Consider the following 16,430-nt stretch of genomic DNA (forward strand, 5'->3'; position numbering starts at 1 on the left):
TTGCTTTCGAGAAGACATGGAAGGTTAAGCGTCAATTCACGCGTCTCGGAGGTTCGATGGACAAGATGCTCTATGTGGCAATGACGGGTGCGAGCCAGAACGCTCGCGCCCAGCAGGCCCATGCCAACAACCTGGCGAATATCTCGACCACCGGCTTTCGTCGTGATTTTGAGCAAGCGCGGTCGATGCAAGTGTTCGGCGACAGTTTTCCGGCACGCGTATACGCCATGACTGAACGTCCAGGCACGGATTTTAGCGCCGGCACGTTGCAGGAAACGGGGCGGGACCTGGACGTTGCCGTCGAAGGCGAGGGCTGGATCGCGGTGCAAGCGCCCGATGGCAGCGAGGCTTATGCCCGTACCGGCAGCCTCAATATCGACACGCTCGGCATGCTGCGGACCGGCGACGGTTTGCCGGTGCTCGGCAATGCCGGGCCGATTGCCGTGCCGCCGGAAGAGAAGGTGGAGATCGGCGCCGACGGGTCCATCAGCATTCGTGCGCTCGGAGAAGACCCGAACGTGGTGGTTACGGTCGACCGTCTCAAGCTAGTCAACCCCGATCCAAAGCAGTTGGAGAAGGGCACCGATGGCTTGATCCGCATGAAGGACGGCCAGCCCGTCGAGGCTGACGCCGCGGTCCGTGTGACGTCCGGTTTTCTCGAGGCGAGCAACGTCAACGCGGTGGCGGAGATGACGTCGATGCTGGCACTGTCCCGGCAGTTCGAGCTTCACGTGAAAATGATGCGCACCGCCGAAGAAGACAGTGCCGCTGCGGCCCGAGTCTTGCAACTCAGCTAGTAAACAACGCGCTGCGCCCGAATTCCGGCGTACGAGGAGAAGAACATGCTTCCAGCACTGTGGGTGAGTAAGACGGGTTTGTCCGCCCAGGACATGAACCTGACGACCATTTCCAACAACCTGGCCAACGTTTCCACCACGGGCTTCAAGAAAGACCGCGCCGAGTTTCAGGATTTGCTTTACCAGATCCGTCGGCAGCCGGGTGGTCAGTCCACTCAGGACAGCGAGCTTCCGTCCGGCCTGCAGCTGGGTACCGGTGTGCGTATCGTCGGCACGCAGAAGCAGTTCACCGCCGGCAGCCTGCAGACTACCGAGCAGCCGCTGGACATGGCGGTCAACGGCCGTGGCTTCTTTCAGGTCCTGCTGCCCGACGGCACCGTGTCCTACACCCGTGACGGTAGCTTCCATCTGAACGCCGACGGCCAGATCGTGACCGCCAACGGTTATGCGCTGGAGCCGGCGATCGTCGTACCGCCGGAAACCCAAAGCTTCACCGTGGGCGAGGACGGCACCGTTTCCGTCACCACCCTCGGCAACCCGGCGCCGCAAATCATCGGCAACCTGCAGACCGCCGACTTCGTCAACCCGGCAGGCCTACAGGCGATGGGTAGCAACCTGTTCCTGGAAACCGCCGCCAGCGGTGCGCCGCAGGTCAGCACGCCCGGCCTGAACGGACTGGGCACGGTGCTGCAGAACACGCTGGAAAACTCCAACGTCAGCGTCGTCGAGGAGCTGGTGAACATGATCACCACTCAGCGCGCCTACGAGATGAACTCGAAAGTCATCTCCACGGCCGATCAGATGCTGTCCTTCGTTACCCAGCAGCTGTAACAGCTGTCAGCCGCTGGATTGAGGTGAATATGCGCCGCTTGTTGATTGTTCTTCCGCTGATGTCCGCTGTGGTTCTGACCGGTTGCGTGGCGCCAGCCCCGAAGCCCAATGACCCGTACTACGCACCGGTCTTACCGCGTACGCCGCTGCCGGCTGCGCAAAACAACGGCGCCATCTATCAGGCGGGTTTCGAGACCAATCTGTACGACGACCGGAAGGCTCATCGGGTCGGTGACATCATCACCATCACGCTCAACGAGCGGACCCAGGCGAGCAAGAATGCCAATTCGCAGATATCCAAGGAGAGCAGCGCCAATATCGGGCTCGGCTCGCTGTTTGGCGGCGCCGTATCGATGGCCAACCCGTTGACCGGCAACGCCATGAACCTGGGCGCCGAATACGACGCGGCACGTGATACTTCCGGCTCCGGTCAGGCAGGGCAGAGCAACAGCCTGTCCGGCTCGATCACCGTTACCGTGTCCGACGTGCTGCCAAACGGCATTCTGGCGATTCGCGGTGAGAAGTGGATGACACTCAATACGGGCGACGAGTTGGTGCGCATTGCCGGTCTGGTGCGCGCGGACGACATCGCGACCGATAACACGGTGCCGTCGACCCGTATCGCCGATGCCCGCATCACCTATTCCGGTACCGGCGCCTTCGCCGATGCCAGCCAGCCCGGTTGGCTGGACCGTTTCTTCATCAGCCCGTTGTGGCCGTTCTAAGCAGGTGCAGGCAATGAAACTGTTCAGCTCATTCGTAGTTGCCTTGCTGTGCCTGGTAGCCGTTCCGGCCCAGGCCGAGCGGCTCAAGGACATCGCCACCATTCAGGGCGTTCGTAGCAACCAGTTGATCGGCTACGGTCTGGTGGTCGGCCTCAATGGCAGTGGCGACCAGACCACCCAGACGCCGTTCACGGTGCAGACCTTCAACAACATGATGGCGCAGTTCGGCATCAAGGTGCCGGCGGGTGGCAACGTTCAGCTGAAGAACGTCGCGGCCGTGTCCATTCATGCCGATCTGCCGCCCTTTGCCAAGCCGGGCCAGACGATCGATATCACCGTTTCGTCGATCGGCAACGCCAAGAGCTTGCGCGGCGGCAGTCTGTTGATGGCGCCGCTCAAGGGTATCGACGGCAACGTCTACGCCATCGCTCAGGGCAACCTGGTGGTGGGCGGTTTCGATGCCGGCGGTGGGGACGGTTCGCGCATTACCGTCAACATTCCCTCCGCAGGTCGTATTCCGAACGGTGCGACGGTCGAACGGCCGGTGCCGAGCGCATTCAACCAGGGCAACACCCTGACGATGAACCTCAATCGTCCGGATTTCACCACCGCCAAAAACATCGTCGACCATATCAACGAGTTGCTCGGCCCGGGTGTGGCCCAGGCGCTCGACGGGGGCTCGATCAGCATTACCGCGCCTCTGGATCCGAGCCAGCGCGTCGACTATCTGTCGATCCTGGAAAACCTGGAGGTCGACGTTGGCCAGGCGGTCGCCAAGGTGATCATCAATTCGCGCACCGGCACCATCGTGATCGGCCAGAACGTTCGCGTGCAGCCGGCCGCCGTTACCCACGGCAGCCTGACCGTGACCATTTCCGAAGACCCGCAAGTCAGCCAGCCGAACCCGCTGTCGGACGGCCAGACGGTGGTCGTGCCCAACTCCAATGTCAAGGCGGAGCAGGAGGCCAAACCGATGTTCAAGTTCGGTCCGGGCACCACGCTTGATGAGATCGTGCGAGCGGTGAATCAGGTGGGCGCCGCGCCCAGCGACTTGATGGCCATCCTCGAAGCGCTCAAGCAAGCCGGCGCTTTGCAAGCCGACCTGATCGTGATCTGAGGACCGGGACATGGAAAATCGACTGGGGCTTGGCCGGCGCACACCTGATAGCGGCAGCTATTCCGACCTGAATCGGCTGAATCAGCTCAAGGTTGGCAAGGACCGTGACGGCGCGGAGAACGTGCGCAAGGTTGCGCAGGAGTTCGAGTCCCTGTTCATGAACGAGATGCTCAAGTCGATGCGTTCGGCCACCGAGGTGATGTCCAAGGACAATCCATTCAACAGCCAGGCCAGCAAGCAGTATCAGGATATGCACGACCAGCAGCTGTCGGTCACGCTTTCCAAAGAAGGCGGCGGCATAGGCCTGGCTGACGTGCTGATCCGTCAGCTGAGCAAGCAGCAGGAGCCCAGCGAGAAGCCCAATCCCTTCGCTCAGGTTGGACAGGCCGAAGGTGCGAAAGCGTCGAGCAGCCCCAGCGCCGCCGTTGCGCCGGCTAGAAATGACGCGCAGCTGCTGAATCAACGCCGTCTGGCGCTGCCGGGTAAGCTTGCCGAGCGTCCATCGGCAGAGACCGCACCCGCCGAGGTTGCCAAGAACGGAACCGATGCTCAACAGGCCGGCAAGCCGCAGCCGTTGGTGAATCTCGATTGGCAGCCCGCCACGGCCTTCGCGGCACCCCACGATGCGCCGTTGATCGTCAATGGTGTCGAGGCGACGGCACCGAGCGCGCCGAGCAAGACGCGTTTCAACTCACCGGCCGAATTTATCGCGACCATGCTGCCCATGGCGGAGAAAGCCGCCAAGCGACTCGGCGTAGAGCCACGCTTCCTGGTGGCTCAGGCTGCGCTGGAAACCGGCTGGGGCAAGTCGATGATTCGGCAGAAGGACGGCAGCAACAGCCACAACCTGTTCGGCATCAAAGCCACGGGTTGGCAAGGTGAATCCGCGACGGTCACCACAACCGAGTACGTCAACGGCAAGGCGACCAAGCAGGTCGCTGGGTTCCGGGCTTACGACTCGTTCGAACAGAGTTTCAACGATTACGTTCGGCTGCTTGAAAACAATGACCGTTACCAGCCGGCGATTCAGGTTGCGAGCGCCACCGGTAACTCGGAGCGCTTCGTCAACGAACTACAGCGGGCCGGTTACGCGACCGACCCGCAATATGCGAACAAGATCAATCAGATCGCTCGCAAAGTGCGGACCTACCAAACGATCGCTGACGCGAGTTCAGCGCCCGCCGTGCGGACTAGAGGCTAATCATGGCTGACCTACTGAATATTGGCCTGTCGGGCTTGAGTGCGAGCAAGAGCCAGCTGTCGATCACCGGCCACAACATCAGCAACGTCAATACTCCCGGCTATAGCCGCCAGGATGCATCCCAGGCAACCCGGACTCCTCAATTCAGCGGGGCGGGTTATGTCGGCTCGGGCACTACGCTGGTGGAAATCCGCAGGACTTATAGCGAATTCCTGACCAGTCAGTTGCGCAGCAGCACCTCGCTGAGCAGCGATGTGGAGGCCTACAAAAGCCAGATCGACCAGCTCGATTCTCTGCTGGCAGGCAGCACGACCGGCATCACGCCCTCACTGCAGAAGTTTTTCTCGGCACTGCAAACGGCAGCGGAAGATCCCGCCAACATTCCGGCACGTCAGTTGGTACTGGCGGAGGCTGAGGGGCTAGCGCGCCGATTCAATACCGTTTCCGATCGGCTGACCGAACAGAACAACTTCACCAACAAGCAGATGGCTGCGGTCACCGATCAGATCAATCGTCTGGCAGGCAGCATTGGTAGTTTGAACGATGCCATTGCAACCGCATCCGCTAACGGCAAGCAGCCTAATGACCTGCTCGATGCTCGAGATGAGGCGGTGCGCCAGTTGTCGACCTACATCGGCGTCACCGTAACGCCGCAGGACGACAATAGCTTCAATATTTCCGTGGGAAGCGGTCAGCCACTGGTTGTGGGTAAAACAGTGAGCCGGCTCGAAGTGGTCCCAGGACAAGGCGATCCGAATCGTCACGAAATACAATTCGTCAGTGGTGGCTCGAAGCAGGGGATCACTTCGCAGATCACAGGTGGCGAGCTGGGTGGGCTGATTCGCTATCGGCAGGAAGTGTTGGACCCTACGCTCAATTCGCTGGGACGGTTAGCGTTGACGGTGAGTGATCAGGTCAATACGCAGCTGAAGCAGGGGCTGGATTTGAAAGGGCAGGTGGGGTCGGCGCTGTTCGGTAATTACAACGACCCGGCGCTGGCGAAACTCCGTGTCAATGCCTTTTCCGGCAACAGCGACGCCCAGCCGCTGCTGAACATCACGAAAACCAGCCTGCTGACTACCAGTGACTATCTGATGGAGTCTGACGGTGCCGGCTACAAGATTCGGCGCTTAAGTGACAATCAGCCGATGACGGTCACCAGTACGAACGGGGTCCTGAGCATCGCCGATAAGGATGGTCGTGACCAAGGTTTCCAGATTGTTTTGGGCAATCCACCGCCTGCTGTTGGTGATAAGTTCACCTTGCAGCCTACGCGCCATGGTGCAGCGGATATCAGCACCGTGCTCGATCAGGCCGATCAGCTTGCATTCGCTGCGCCAGTGCGTGCGGAGAGCGGTTTGCAGAATGGCGGTACTGGTGTGATTGGGCAGCCAAATCTGGTTTCTGAGGTCTCGCCAATCGACGACGTAGCTCTTGCGGCCGCCCTCAATGGGCTTGAACTTAGATATGACGGCTCCGGATTAGTCTTGCCTAGTTCAGTACCGACTGGGGTGTCTTTGTCTCCAAGCACTATAGTGGCAGGCCAATCAAATACGCTTGGCCTGACCGTGACTACAGGTGCAGCGCCGGATGAACAGACTTATAAATTCGAATTCACCATCAGTGGGCGTCCTGTTGATGGGGATACTTTCAAGTTCAACTTCAACCAGAGCGGAGTATCGGACAACCGCAACGCATTGAAGCTGGTTGACCTGCAGAGTAAGCAGACCATTGGCGTAACCGTCGGCACCGGTGGAGTTACATCCGGTGCCAGCTTCACTGATGGCTATGGCGAATTGGTTGAGCGCGTCGGCACGCTAACCGCTCAGGCCCGTATGGACAGCGAAGCAACGGGGGCGATCCTCAAGCAGGCGACCGACAACCGGGACTCGCTCTCGGCCGTCAACCTCGACGAAGAAGCCGCCAACCTGATCAAGTTCGAGCAGTACTACAATGCCTCGGCTCAGATCATTCAAGTTGCGCGCACTATGTTCGATACATTGATCAGCACCTTCAGGTAACAGGCCCGCCCATGCGCATCTCGACCTTGCAAGCATTCAATAACGGCGTGAATGGCATCCAGCGAAACTATGCCAACGCCACGCGCACCCAAGAGCAGATCAGCACTGGCAACCGCATCCTTACGCCAGCTGATGATCCGGTTGCGTCGGTGCGCCTGCTGCAGCTGGAGCAACAGCAGAACGTGCTCGGCCAATACAACTCCAACCTGACGGCTGCGAAGAACAGCCTGACCCAGGAAGAAGTCTCGCTGAACTCGGTAAACACGATCCTTCAGCGAGTACGCGAACTCGCAGTGCAAGCGGGCAACGGCGCATTGAGTGCTGAAGACCGCAAATCCATCGCCGCCGAATTGGGCGAGCGTGAGGATGAGTTGCTTTCGCTGATGAATACGCGCAATGCGCGCGGCGAGTACTTGTTTTCGGGGTTTCAGGGTAAGACCCAGCCTTTCGTTCGTGGCGCGGATGGCAGTTATAGCTATCAAGGCGACGAAGGGCAGCGCAAATTGCAGATTGCCAGCTCGCTGAATATTCCGATCAGCGACAGCGGCAAGTCGATTTTCGAAAACGTGACCAATGCTGGGCGGCTAAACACTGCACTCATTTCCGCCGATTCCGCGAATCCTTCCACACTGAAAGTTTCTGCGCCGCTGGTCAGCGATGAAACCGCATTCGCGGCGGGGTTCCCTGTCAATGGTGTCGAGCTTGAATTTGGGGCGGATGGAAGTTATTCGATCTATGCATTGCCTCGTGTTGCAGTTACACCTCCAGAAGAAGAAAAACCTCTCGCCACTCAACAAATGGATTCGAACGCTGACAAGAGCGATAAGCTAGTCTTCCGCGGGGTCGAGGTTCAGCTCGACGGTCTTTCGGTGGCGGGTGATAGAGCTCAAATACTAGTTCCTAATCCTTCTGGGGCCGTGCTTGGCTCCGTTGCTACCGACCCAGCCGGCAAGATTACGGGGGCCGCTTTAACCGAAGGGCGCGCGACGGGGAAGCAAGTTAGTTTCAGCTATGAAGAGGGGGCGTTTGACGGGGAAATTAACGAAGCTTTTCCTGTGAACGACACTGGCTATCCGGCTACGCGCGTACTTACAAAAGATGGCGTGTCTATTGAAATAACGCTTATTTCTCCGCCTGCTGAAGGTGACAAATTCTCCATCAGCCTCACCGGCGAAATTAGGCAGAAACAGGGCATCTTGGACACCATCGCCAACCTTCGCTCTGCCCTGGAAAACCCATCGACTGGCAACACCGGCATCCGCGACTCAGTCGCCGTCGCTCTAACCAACCTCGACCACGGCATGGTCAGTGTCGATGCGGCGCGCGGCAATATCGGCGCACGGTTAAATACCATCGACACCACCCTGACAGACAACGAAGACGTCGCGCTGGTCAACAAGGGCGTCCAGGCGGAGCTGCGCGAACTGGACTATCCCGAGGCGTTGTCGCGGCTTGCTATGCAAACGGTCATTCTCGAAGCGGCGCAACAGAGCTACGTGAAAATTTCCGGGCTGAGCCTGTTCAATGTGATGCGCTAAGCACCGCTTGGAGGGCGTAGTTCACAGAACCAACGCATCGATTTGACTTGTAATTGTTGCACCTTAAAGTGTCCCGGCGGCGCATGGAGTACCGCGCCGGTCGAAAACCAACACTCAAAGGGACGTGAATCATGACCAAGTCTTTTCTCTCCGCAGCACTCTTCGCACTGCTCGCCAGCGTTTCCATTGGCGGCCATGCAGCCCAGACTGAACCTGTTGCAGCAGCAGAGGTTGCAGTAGCCCAAGCGGCAACGATCAACCTCAATTCGGCTGATGCCGAGACCCTGACCCGCGAACTCAAAGGCATCGGTGCGACAAAGGCTAAGGCCATCGTTGCGTATCGTGAAGCTCATGGCCCGTTCGGTTCGGTTGACGAGTTGCTGGAAGTCAAAGGGATTGGTGCCGCTACCCTGGAAAAGAACCGCGCCAAGTTGAGCCTGAACTGATCAGGTGATCCCATTTCAAAGCCGGTGTGTTCCACCGGCTTCAGTATGCTGACAAATGCCCCGGCTCGTGCCGGGGCATTTGTTTTATGGCTATCGTTCTTTGTGCTCGATTTCCACCTGAACCAAAGCCGCAGATTGCAAAGGCCGAACAAGTTCGGCCCTACGGGGTTTCGGGCCAGACCATTGTGCGTAATCCGTAGGGCCGAGTTCATTCGGCCGGGGGGAGTCGCTGCACTCTCTCAATATGGCAGGGGACCCATGCTATTTATCGGCCGCCGCCCTCGTTGGTGCTGGAACCTGCCAGAAGCTTTCTGAACTCGTCCACGGGCAGCGGACGGCTGAACAGATACCCCTGATACAGGTGACAGCCCTGCAGTTGCAGCAAGTCCAGCTGCGCCTGCTGCTCGACCCCTTCGGCGATCACCTCCAGCCCGAGACTTCTAGCCATCGCGACGATAGCGCGGATGATCTCGGCGTCGTTGGGCGCATCCAGCGCGTCTCGCACGAACGATTGATCGATCTTGAGCAGATCCACCGGCAAGCGTTTCAGATAGGTGAGCGATGAGTAGCCAGTGCCGAAATCGTCCATAGCGAAGCTGATGCCGTGTCGGCAAAGGCGGCGCATCTTGGCAATGGTGTCGTCCAGGTTCTGGATCACGATACCTTCGGTGATCTCCAGCTTGATCATCCTATGCGGAACCCCGGTGGCCTTCAGCGCATTGAGGGTGCGTTCGACGAACTCGTGCTGACGGAACTGACGCGGGCTGATATTGACGCAAAGGCTGAAGGTGTCGGGGTGCACCAACCCCGCGGCCAATAGCGAAGCGCCGATGCGGCTGGCTTGTGTGATGATCCAGTCGCCGACTTCGACGATCAGGCCGTTTTCTTCCAGCACGTCGATGAACTGAGCGGGTGAGCGCGGGCCATGCTCCGGGTGATTCCAGCGCAACAGGACTTCAGCGCCGATCACCGAACCCGAGCGCGCATCCACCTGGGGTTGCAGCTGTAGTTCGAATTCGTTGCGCTGCAGCGCCAACCGTAGCTCACTCTCCAGCTGCAGACGTGCGCTTGCGGCTTGCTGCATTGTCGTGCGAAACAATTGGATGGCGTTGCGCCCGGCTGCTTTGGCCCCGTAAAGCGCAATGTCGGCTCGCTTCAGGAGATCGGCGGGCGTATCGCCATGGTCCGGCAGAAGGGCAATACCGATGCTTGGGGTGACGTGCAGCCGGTTGCCTTCGAATGTCATGGGCTCGGCGAGCAGGGTCCGCAGTTTTTCGGCAATCTGACGAACATGGCGCGTCACCTCCGAGCGCCTGCCGCTCAGTCCTGTCAGCAGGACGACGAACTCGTCGCCACCGAGGCGCGCGACGGTGTCTTCCTGGCGGGTGCTGGCTTCGAGGCGAGCCGTAATCATCTTCAGGACGGCATCGCCGACCGGATGCCCAAGCGAATCGTTGATGTGCTTGAAATGATCCAGGTCTAAAAACAGCAGGGCGCCTCGCAGGTCATGGCGCTTGTGTAACGCGATTTGCTGTACCAGACGATCCATCAGCAGCGCCCGGTTGGGAAGGTTGGTCAGTGGGTCGTGATACGCCAGGTGATGGATCTGTGCGTGTGCCGCCTTCAGTTGGCTGATGTCTCGCGCCGATATCAACAGGCAATCGGTGTCGTTGAGTTCGATCGGTTCGACTGACACCTCGATATGTTTAGGGTTGCTGTGACGATCCTGGCCGACCATTTCCCAGTTGGCGACGCGGCCGTCACGCTCCAGCCGTTCGAGGATGTCCTTGCGCTGCGAGTCAGACCAGATGCCCAGTTCGGTGGATGTACGGCCAATGGCTTCTTCTGGACGGTAGCCGGAGAGACGGTGAAAACCCTCGTTAACCTCTATGAAGCGTCCGGTGGCGCGTTCGCTGATGATGATGGCGTCGGGGCTTGAATGGAATGCCCTGGCGAACTTGGCCTCGCTGGCTTTCAAGGCTGCTTCGGCCTGCTGGCGCTCGGTGATGTCGCGGAAAGTCGTTACGATGCACAGTCGTCGGTCGATTCGAATGAAACGGCTGGAAACCACGCATGTGATGTACTGACCAGCCCTGGTGCGAAATTGCGCTTCGGCGTCGTCCAGGCGTTGGTCACGAGTCAACCGTTGGTAGAGCGACTGCCGCTGTTTCTCGTCGCGCCAGAAATGTATGTCCGGAGCCGAACGCCCAACGATATCGCTGCCTTCCCAGCCGAATACGGCGCTGAAGCTGGGATTGACATCAATGAAGGTGCCGTCGCGGATACGGGAAAGGGAAATCGGGTCGGGACTGCCTTGGAACAAGGCGGAAAATCTGGCTTCGGACGCGGCCAGATGCTGTTCGCGCAGGACCCGCTCCGTGGCGTCGATAATGATTCCGGCCATCCGCAACGGCACGCCGTGCTCATCACGATACAGCTTGGCAGTTGTTTCCAAGTGCCGGACGGTACCGTTCGGATGCAGCGCCTGATAGGTCGTCTGATAGCTCTGGCGTCGCCCGGCCAGCAGATCGCTGTATGCCTCGCGCATGGTTTGTCGGTCATTTGCCGCGACGCTGCGAAAAAACTCCCGGAACGAACCATCGAACGGACCGTCGATGATGCCCTGTAATTCAGAAGCGCGGCTCGACGCATAGAGCCGGTCGCTTGGGATGTGCCATTCCCAGTTGCCCAGTTCTGCCGAGGCCAGTGCCAGCTCCAGACGCTCTTGGCTGTCTTCGAAGGCCAGGGCCTGAGTGTGCTGGGTGGTGATGTCGCGGACGATGCCCACCAGCGTCGAGCAACCGGCGCCGCTTTCTTGCAGCTGCCCATCGATCTCCAGCCAGTGCACGCTCGAGTCTGGCCAGCGCACCCGGTGACGCACGCTGAAACGCGACCTGTCGCCCGTCAGTACGGAGCGGGCGACGGTTGTGAGATGAAGCCGATCTTCGGCAGCGATCAGATTCAGATACTCATCCTGAGTAATCTGAGTGAGCGGTTCAGTGAGACCAAACAGCCGCTCTGTGCCGAGCGACCAGTAGACGATGCCGTGCTGCAAGTCCCACGACCAAACGCCGAGCCCTGCCGCATCGAGTACCGACAATAGGCGGGTCGCATCCCGCCAGGGGCTTGCCGCTTCGCTGGCGCTGACACCGGTCAGGGATTCAGGAGGTCGCATGAATGGTTTCCGCCGGGCTGGTGTGGAGGTGACGGATCGGCCGATAACCGGTACTGCTCATGATTCTGGTGCTCTTGTTGTTATGTCCCGAACTTATCCGTAGCAGATGGCAGGGTGCAAGTGCGTCAGCCGGCATCCAGCAAAGACATGAAGGCCTTGGCTGCGTTCGACAGGGTGCGCTCGGTATGGGTTATGTATCCGAGCTCTCTCGTTAGTTGAACTCCAGGCAGCGGAAGGCGCACCACCTGTTCATCGAGCATGGTGCGGGGCAGCACACTCCAGGCGATGCCAATGGAGACCATCATTTTGATCGTCTCCATGTAATTGGTGCTCATCGTAATGTTCGGTCTGAGATTCTCGCGCTCGAACAGCCGTTGAGCGATATGGTGGGTGAAGGTGTTGCCACCTGGAAACACGGCGGGGTAACCGGCCACGTCGGCCAAGGTTATCTGCTGTTTTTGTGCCAGCGGATGCTCCGGGGCGACGACGAAGTCCAGCGGATCGTCCCAGACCTTGCTGGCGCGAATCGGCGCAGCCGTATGTGGCGCCAGCGTAATCACGGCCAGTTCGGCACGACCATGAAGAACCTCTTCGTAGGCAACTTCCGAATCCAGGAAGCGGATGTCCAGATTCACGTCGGGATAGGCACGAGTGAAGCTCCTCAGCAACGGCGGCAGGCGATGCAGGCCGATGTGGTGACTGGTCGCCAGACACAGGCGACCGCTGACTTCACCGTTGAGATTAGTCAATGCGCGGCGGGTGTCGTCCAGTACATTGAGGATTCGGTAGGCGCGAGGCAGCAGGGCCCGGCCGGCTTCGGTGAGGCCGATCTCCCGTCCCAGACGATCGAACAGGCGCACGTCGAGCTGCAACTCCAGTGCGGCAAGACGCTTGCTCACCGCAGGCTGAGTCAAGTGCAGGCGTTCTGCGGCCAAAGAGAAGCTGCCGGTTTCGGCGATGGCGATAAAGGCGTTGAGGCCTGCCAGATCCATAATTTCCTCTTGAAGCCGATAGAAAGCGCTGGAGGCTGAGTGCCGCTCGGCCTGCGCTCCGTAGGTGGGCCGGGCGGCGCTCCGCTGCAGCCTACCGCGCTGATTCTGGTGGGCTAAAGCCCACCCTGCCTTTCGTCCAGCTTAGCTATAGAGATTCCATATAGGAATGCATCGAATGAAAAATATGAATTTGAGTAATTCGATGTAACCCCATAGCATTCACCCCATAAGCGAAAGGGCTATTGCCCGCAGAAACTGATGAGGAAAGTCCCGATGGCCGGCAAAACGCTGTACGACAAACTCTGGGAAATGCACGAGGTCAAGCGTCGCGACGATGGCTCGTCGCTGATCTACATCGACCGTCATATTCTCCATGAAGTGACCTCGCCGCAGGCGTTCGAAGGGCTGCGTCTGGCCGGGCGCAAGCCGTGGCGTATCGACGCCAACATCGCCACCCCGGACCACAACGTGCCGACCACCAAGGGCGAGCGCCAGGGCGGCTTGGAAGCCATCGCCGACGAAGTCTCGCGCATTCAGGTGCAGACTCTCGACGAGAACTGCGATGACTTCGGCATTCTCGAATTCAAGATGAACGATATCCGCCAGGGCATCGTGCATGTGATCGGCCCGGAGCAGGGCGCGACCCTGCCGGGCATGACCGTGGTTTGCGGTGACTCGCACACCTCCACGCATGGCGCCTTTGGCGCGCTGGCACATGGCATTGGCACTTCCGAGGTCGAGCATGTGCTCGCCACCCAGTGCCTGGTGGCCAAGAAGATGAAGAACATGCAGGTTCGCGTTGAAGGCAAACTGCCGTTCGGCGTCACAGCCAAGGACATCGTGCTCGCCGTGATCGGCAAGATCGGCACCGCTGGCGGGAATGGCCACGCGCTGGAGTTCGCCGGTAGCGCCATCCGCGAATTGTCTATGGAAGGCCGCATGACTCTCTGCAACATGTCCATCGAGGCCGGCGCCCGCGTGGGCCTGGTGGCCTGTGACGAGAAGACCATCGCCTATGTCGAAGGCCGTCCTTATGCACCCAAGGGCGCGGACTGGAACAGAGCGGTCGCGGCGTGGAAGGAGCTGGTGTCCGACTCGGATGCGGTGTTCGATACGGTAGTCGAGCTAAGAGCAGAGGACATCAAACCGCAGGTGAGCTGGGGCACGTCGCCGGAAATGGTCCTGGCTGTCGATCAGCAGGTGCCGGACCCGGCGGTAGAATCCGATCCGGTCAAGCGCGACTCCATCGAGCGCGCGCTGAAATACATGGGCCTGCGCGCCAACCAGCCGATCACCGATATCCAGCTGGATCGCGTGTTCATCGGCTCCTGCACCAACTCGCGCATCGAGGATTTGCGTGCCGCTGCCGAAGTGGCCAAGGGGCGCAAGGTCGCCGCGACCGTCAAGCAGGCGATGGTGGTGCCGGGTTCGGGCCTGGTCAAGCAACAGGCGGAATCGGAAGGGCTGGATAAGATATTCCTCGAAGCCGGTTTCGAGTGGCGCGAGCCGGGTTGCTCCATGTGTCTGGCGATGAACCCGGACAAGCTGGGCAGCGGCGAGCATTGCGCGTCCACTTCCAACCGCAACTTCGAGGGGCGCCAGGGCGCTGGTGGCCGCACTCATCTGGTCAGCCCGGCCATGGCCGCGGCAGCCGCTGTGACCGGCCGTTTCATCGATGTGCGCGAACTGCTCCAGGCCTGAGGAGGCGAAACATGAAAGCATTCACCCAACACACCGGCCTGGTCTGTCCGCTCGATCGTGCCAATGTCGATACCGATCAGATCATTCCCAAGCAGTTCCTGAAGTCGATTAAGCGCACCGGTTTCGGTCCGAACCTGTTCGATGAGTGGCGCTATCTGGATGTTGGTCAGCCGAACCAGGATTCTTCGCAGCGTCCAGTCAATCAGGATTTCGTGCTGAACTTCCCGCGCTATCGGGGCGCCAGTGTGCTGCTGGCGCGTGAGAACTTCGGCTGCGGTTCATCCCGTGAGCACGCACCATGGGCGCTGGAGGAGTACGGGTTTCGTACCATCATCGCGCCGAGTTATGCCGACATCTTCTATAACAACAGTTTTAAGAACGGCCTGTTACCGATCGTGCTTAAAGACGAAGAGGTGGACGAGCTGTTCGAGCAGGCAGAGGCCACCGAGGGATATCAATTGACCGTCGACTTGGCCGCGCAAACCGTGACGCGCCCGGATGGCAAGCAGTACGGCTTCGAGGTCGACGCGTTCCGCAAGCACTGCCTGCTCAACGGCCTGGACGATATCGGCCTGACCTTGCAGGACGCCGAGGCCATCAAGGCCTTCGAAGCTCGTCATCAGCAGAGCCAGCCGTGGCTGTTCGGCGCGATCAAGTAGGTGAAAATTACGAGGTAGGGTGGGCTTCAGCCCACCAACACGGCTCGGAGCTACTGGTGGGCTGAAGCCCACCCTATGGAGCACCCCGGCCCCGAAGTGACTCCTTATAAGGAATAGGAAATGTCCAAACAGATTCTGGTTCTCCCTGGCGATGGCATCGGCCCGGAAATCATGGCCGAAGCGGTCAAGGTGCTGCAGCTGGCCAATGACAAGTTCCAGCTGAACTTCGAACTGAGCTATGACGAGCTGGGCGGCGCGGCCATCGACAAATACGGCGTGCCGCTGGCTGACGAAACCCTCGAGCGTGCCCGTGCCGCCGATGCCATTCTGCTGGGCGCCGTCGGTGGTCCCAAGTGGGATGCCATCGATCCGGCCATCCGTCCTGAGCGCGGCCTGTTGAAGATCCGCTCGCAACTGGGGCTGTTCGGCAACCTGCGTCCGGCGCTGCTGTATCCGCAGCTGGCCGAAGCGTCGAGTTTGAAGCCGGAGATCGTTGCCGGCCTGGATATCCTCATCGTGCGTGAGTTGACCGGCGGTATCTATTTTGGCCAGCCGCGTGAAAGCAAAGTGTTGGAGAACGGCGAGCGTATGGCCTACGACACCCTGCCTTACAGCGAGAGCGAAATCCGCCGTATCGCCAAGGTCGGTTTCGACATGGCCATGGTGCGCAACAAGAAGCTCTGCTCGGTGGACAAGGCCAACGTGCTGGCCTCCAGCCAGTTGTGGCGTGCGGTAGTGGAAGAGGTCGGCAAAGATTATCCGGACGTCAAGCTCAGCCATATGTATGTCGATAATGCCGCCATGCAGCTGGTCCGCGCGCCCAAGCAGTTCGACGTGATCGTTACCGATAACATGTTCGGCGACATCCTGTCCGACGAGGCTTCCATGCTCACCGGTTCCATCGGCATGCTGCCGTCGGCGTCGCTGGATGCTAACAACAAGGGCATGTACGAGCCTTGCCATGGCTCGGCGCCAGATATAGCTGGCAAGGGCATCGCCAACCCGCTGGCGACCATCCTTTCGGTATCGATGATGCTGCGCTACAGCTTTAATCAGGTGGCGGCGGCCGATGCCATTGAGCGAGCGGTCAGCGACGTGCTCGACCAAGGCCTGCGCACCGGCGACATCTGGTCCGATGGCTGTAACAAGGTCGGCACTCAGGCAATGGGCGATGCGGTAGTCGCGGCGCTCGCGAAGTTGTAATCTCTTGGCCCGCTCTCAAAGCGG

Annotated in this window: 13 protein-coding genes; 11 read left to right on the forward strand and 2 right to left on the reverse strand. The window is 59.7% G+C overall.

Annotated features, from left to right (window positions below; genetic code table 11):
• Positions 1–56: 56 nt before the first annotated feature.
• From flgF to NA645_RS06865, 8 genes are all read left to right on the forward strand, one after another.
• Positions 57–797, forward strand: a complete 741-nt coding sequence (flgF, locus tag NA645_RS06830) for a flagellar basal-body rod protein FlgF (protein ID WP_131648420.1) — start codon at positions 57–59, stop codon at positions 795–797.
• A gap of 45 nt (positions 798–842) precedes the next feature.
• Positions 843–1,628 carry a flagellar basal-body rod protein FlgG gene (gene flgG / locus NA645_RS06835; protein WP_256048140.1) on the forward strand — a complete coding sequence of 262 codons (786 nt, stop codon included), beginning with the start codon at positions 843–845 and terminating at the stop codon, positions 1,626–1,628.
• 29 nt (positions 1,629–1,657) lie between these two features.
• Positions 1,658–2,353, forward strand: a complete 696-nt coding sequence (gene flgH / locus NA645_RS06840; RefSeq protein WP_131648421.1) for a flagellar basal body L-ring protein FlgH — start codon at positions 1,658–1,660, stop codon at positions 2,351–2,353.
• Positions 2,354–2,366: 13 nt separating this feature from the next.
• Positions 2,367–3,470, forward strand: coding sequence for a flagellar basal body P-ring protein FlgI (locus NA645_RS06845; RefSeq protein ID WP_256048141.1), 1,104 nt, complete (start codon positions 2,367–2,369; stop codon positions 3,468–3,470).
• A 10-nt stretch (positions 3,471–3,480) separates the two neighbouring features.
• Positions 3,481–4,671, forward strand: coding sequence for a flagellar assembly peptidoglycan hydrolase FlgJ (gene flgJ, locus NA645_RS06850; protein WP_256048142.1), 1,191 nt, complete (start codon positions 3,481–3,483; stop codon positions 4,669–4,671).
• Positions 4,672–4,673: 2 nt separating this feature from the next.
• Positions 4,674–6,692 (forward strand): flagellar hook-associated protein FlgK, encoded by a 2,019-nt coding sequence (gene flgK / locus NA645_RS06855; RefSeq protein WP_256048143.1) that lies wholly within the window; start codon positions 4,674–4,676, stop codon positions 6,690–6,692.
• An 11-nt stretch (positions 6,693–6,703) separates the two neighbouring features.
• Positions 6,704–8,230: a flagellar hook-associated protein FlgL gene (gene flgL / locus NA645_RS06860; RefSeq protein ID WP_256048144.1), complete on the forward strand. Its 1,527-nt coding sequence runs from the start codon at positions 6,704–6,706 to the stop codon at positions 8,228–8,230.
• A gap of 131 nt (positions 8,231–8,361) precedes the next feature.
• Complete coding sequence (locus tag NA645_RS06865) at positions 8,362–8,676, forward strand: ComEA family DNA-binding protein (protein WP_256048145.1); 315 nt, start codon at positions 8,362–8,364, stop codon at positions 8,674–8,676.
• 265 nt (positions 8,677–8,941) lie between these two features.
• On the opposite strand, the gene NA645_RS06870 is transcribed toward NA645_RS06865, so the two are convergent.
• Positions 8,942–11,851 (reverse strand): EAL domain-containing protein, encoded by a 2,910-nt coding sequence (locus tag NA645_RS06870; RefSeq protein ID WP_256048146.1) that lies wholly within the window; start codon positions 11,849–11,851, stop codon positions 8,942–8,944.
• A gap of 125 nt (positions 11,852–11,976) precedes the next feature.
• Positions 11,977–12,843 (reverse strand): LysR family transcriptional regulator, encoded by an 867-nt coding sequence (locus NA645_RS06875; protein ID WP_256048147.1) that lies wholly within the window; start codon positions 12,841–12,843, stop codon positions 11,977–11,979.
• Between the two features lie 273 nt (positions 12,844–13,116).
• Here NA645_RS06875 and leuC point away from each other — a divergent pair, with 273 nt between their 5' ends.
• The 3 genes from leuC to leuB all read left to right on the forward strand — a co-directional run bounded on the left by leuC (position 13,117) and on the right by leuB (position 16,406).
• On the forward strand, positions 13,117–14,544 hold the full coding sequence (leuC, locus tag NA645_RS06880; RefSeq protein ID WP_256048148.1) for a 3-isopropylmalate dehydratase large subunit: 1,428 nt from the start codon (positions 13,117–13,119) through the stop codon (positions 14,542–14,544).
• A gap of 11 nt (positions 14,545–14,555) precedes the next feature.
• On the forward strand, positions 14,556–15,203 hold the full coding sequence (gene leuD / locus NA645_RS06885; RefSeq protein WP_256048149.1) for a 3-isopropylmalate dehydratase small subunit: 648 nt from the start codon (positions 14,556–14,558) through the stop codon (positions 15,201–15,203).
• A gap of 120 nt (positions 15,204–15,323) precedes the next feature.
• Positions 15,324–16,406, forward strand: coding sequence for a 3-isopropylmalate dehydrogenase (leuB, locus tag NA645_RS06890; RefSeq protein ID WP_256048150.1), 1,083 nt, complete (start codon positions 15,324–15,326; stop codon positions 16,404–16,406).
• The last annotated feature ends 24 nt before the right edge of the window (positions 16,407–16,430 follow it).

The organism is Stutzerimonas stutzeri (assembly GCF_024448955.1).
In the GTDB taxonomy this organism is placed as follows: Bacteria; Pseudomonadota; Gammaproteobacteria; order Pseudomonadales; family Pseudomonadaceae; genus Stutzerimonas; species Stutzerimonas stutzeri_AQ.

What these genes read in the sequence shown, in the direction of transcription:
- flgF (WP_131648420.1), top strand. Translation starts at nt 57, where the DNA reads ATGGACAAGATGCTCTATGTGGCAATGACGGGTGCGAGCCAGAACGCT.
- leuB (WP_256048150.1), top strand. Translation starts at nt 15,324, where the DNA reads ATGTCCAAACAGATTCTGGTTCTCCCTGGCGATGGCATCGGCCCGGAA.
- NA645_RS06875 (WP_256048147.1), bottom strand. Translation starts at nt 12,843, where the DNA reads ATGGATCTGGCAGGCCTCAACGCCTTTATCGCCATCGCCGAAACCGGC.
- NA645_RS06870 (WP_256048146.1), bottom strand. Translation starts at nt 11,851, where the DNA reads ATGCGACCTCCTGAATCCCTGACCGGTGTCAGCGCCAGCGAAGCGGCA.
- flgK (WP_256048143.1), top strand. Translation starts at nt 4,674, where the DNA reads ATGGCTGACCTACTGAATATTGGCCTGTCGGGCTTGAGTGCGAGCAAG.
- flgL (WP_256048144.1), top strand. Translation starts at nt 6,704, where the DNA reads ATGCGCATCTCGACCTTGCAAGCATTCAATAACGGCGTGAATGGCATC.
- flgJ (WP_256048142.1), top strand. Translation starts at nt 3,481, where the DNA reads ATGGAAAATCGACTGGGGCTTGGCCGGCGCACACCTGATAGCGGCAGC.
- NA645_RS06865 (WP_256048145.1), top strand. Translation starts at nt 8,362, where the DNA reads ATGACCAAGTCTTTTCTCTCCGCAGCACTCTTCGCACTGCTCGCCAGC.
- leuD (WP_256048149.1), top strand. Translation starts at nt 14,556, where the DNA reads ATGAAAGCATTCACCCAACACACCGGCCTGGTCTGTCCGCTCGATCGT.
- flgH (WP_131648421.1), top strand. Translation starts at nt 1,658, where the DNA reads ATGCGCCGCTTGTTGATTGTTCTTCCGCTGATGTCCGCTGTGGTTCTG.
- NA645_RS06845 (WP_256048141.1), top strand. Translation starts at nt 2,367, where the DNA reads ATGAAACTGTTCAGCTCATTCGTAGTTGCCTTGCTGTGCCTGGTAGCC.
- flgG (WP_256048140.1), top strand. Translation starts at nt 843, where the DNA reads ATGCTTCCAGCACTGTGGGTGAGTAAGACGGGTTTGTCCGCCCAGGAC.
- leuC (WP_256048148.1), top strand. Translation starts at nt 13,117, where the DNA reads ATGGCCGGCAAAACGCTGTACGACAAACTCTGGGAAATGCACGAGGTC.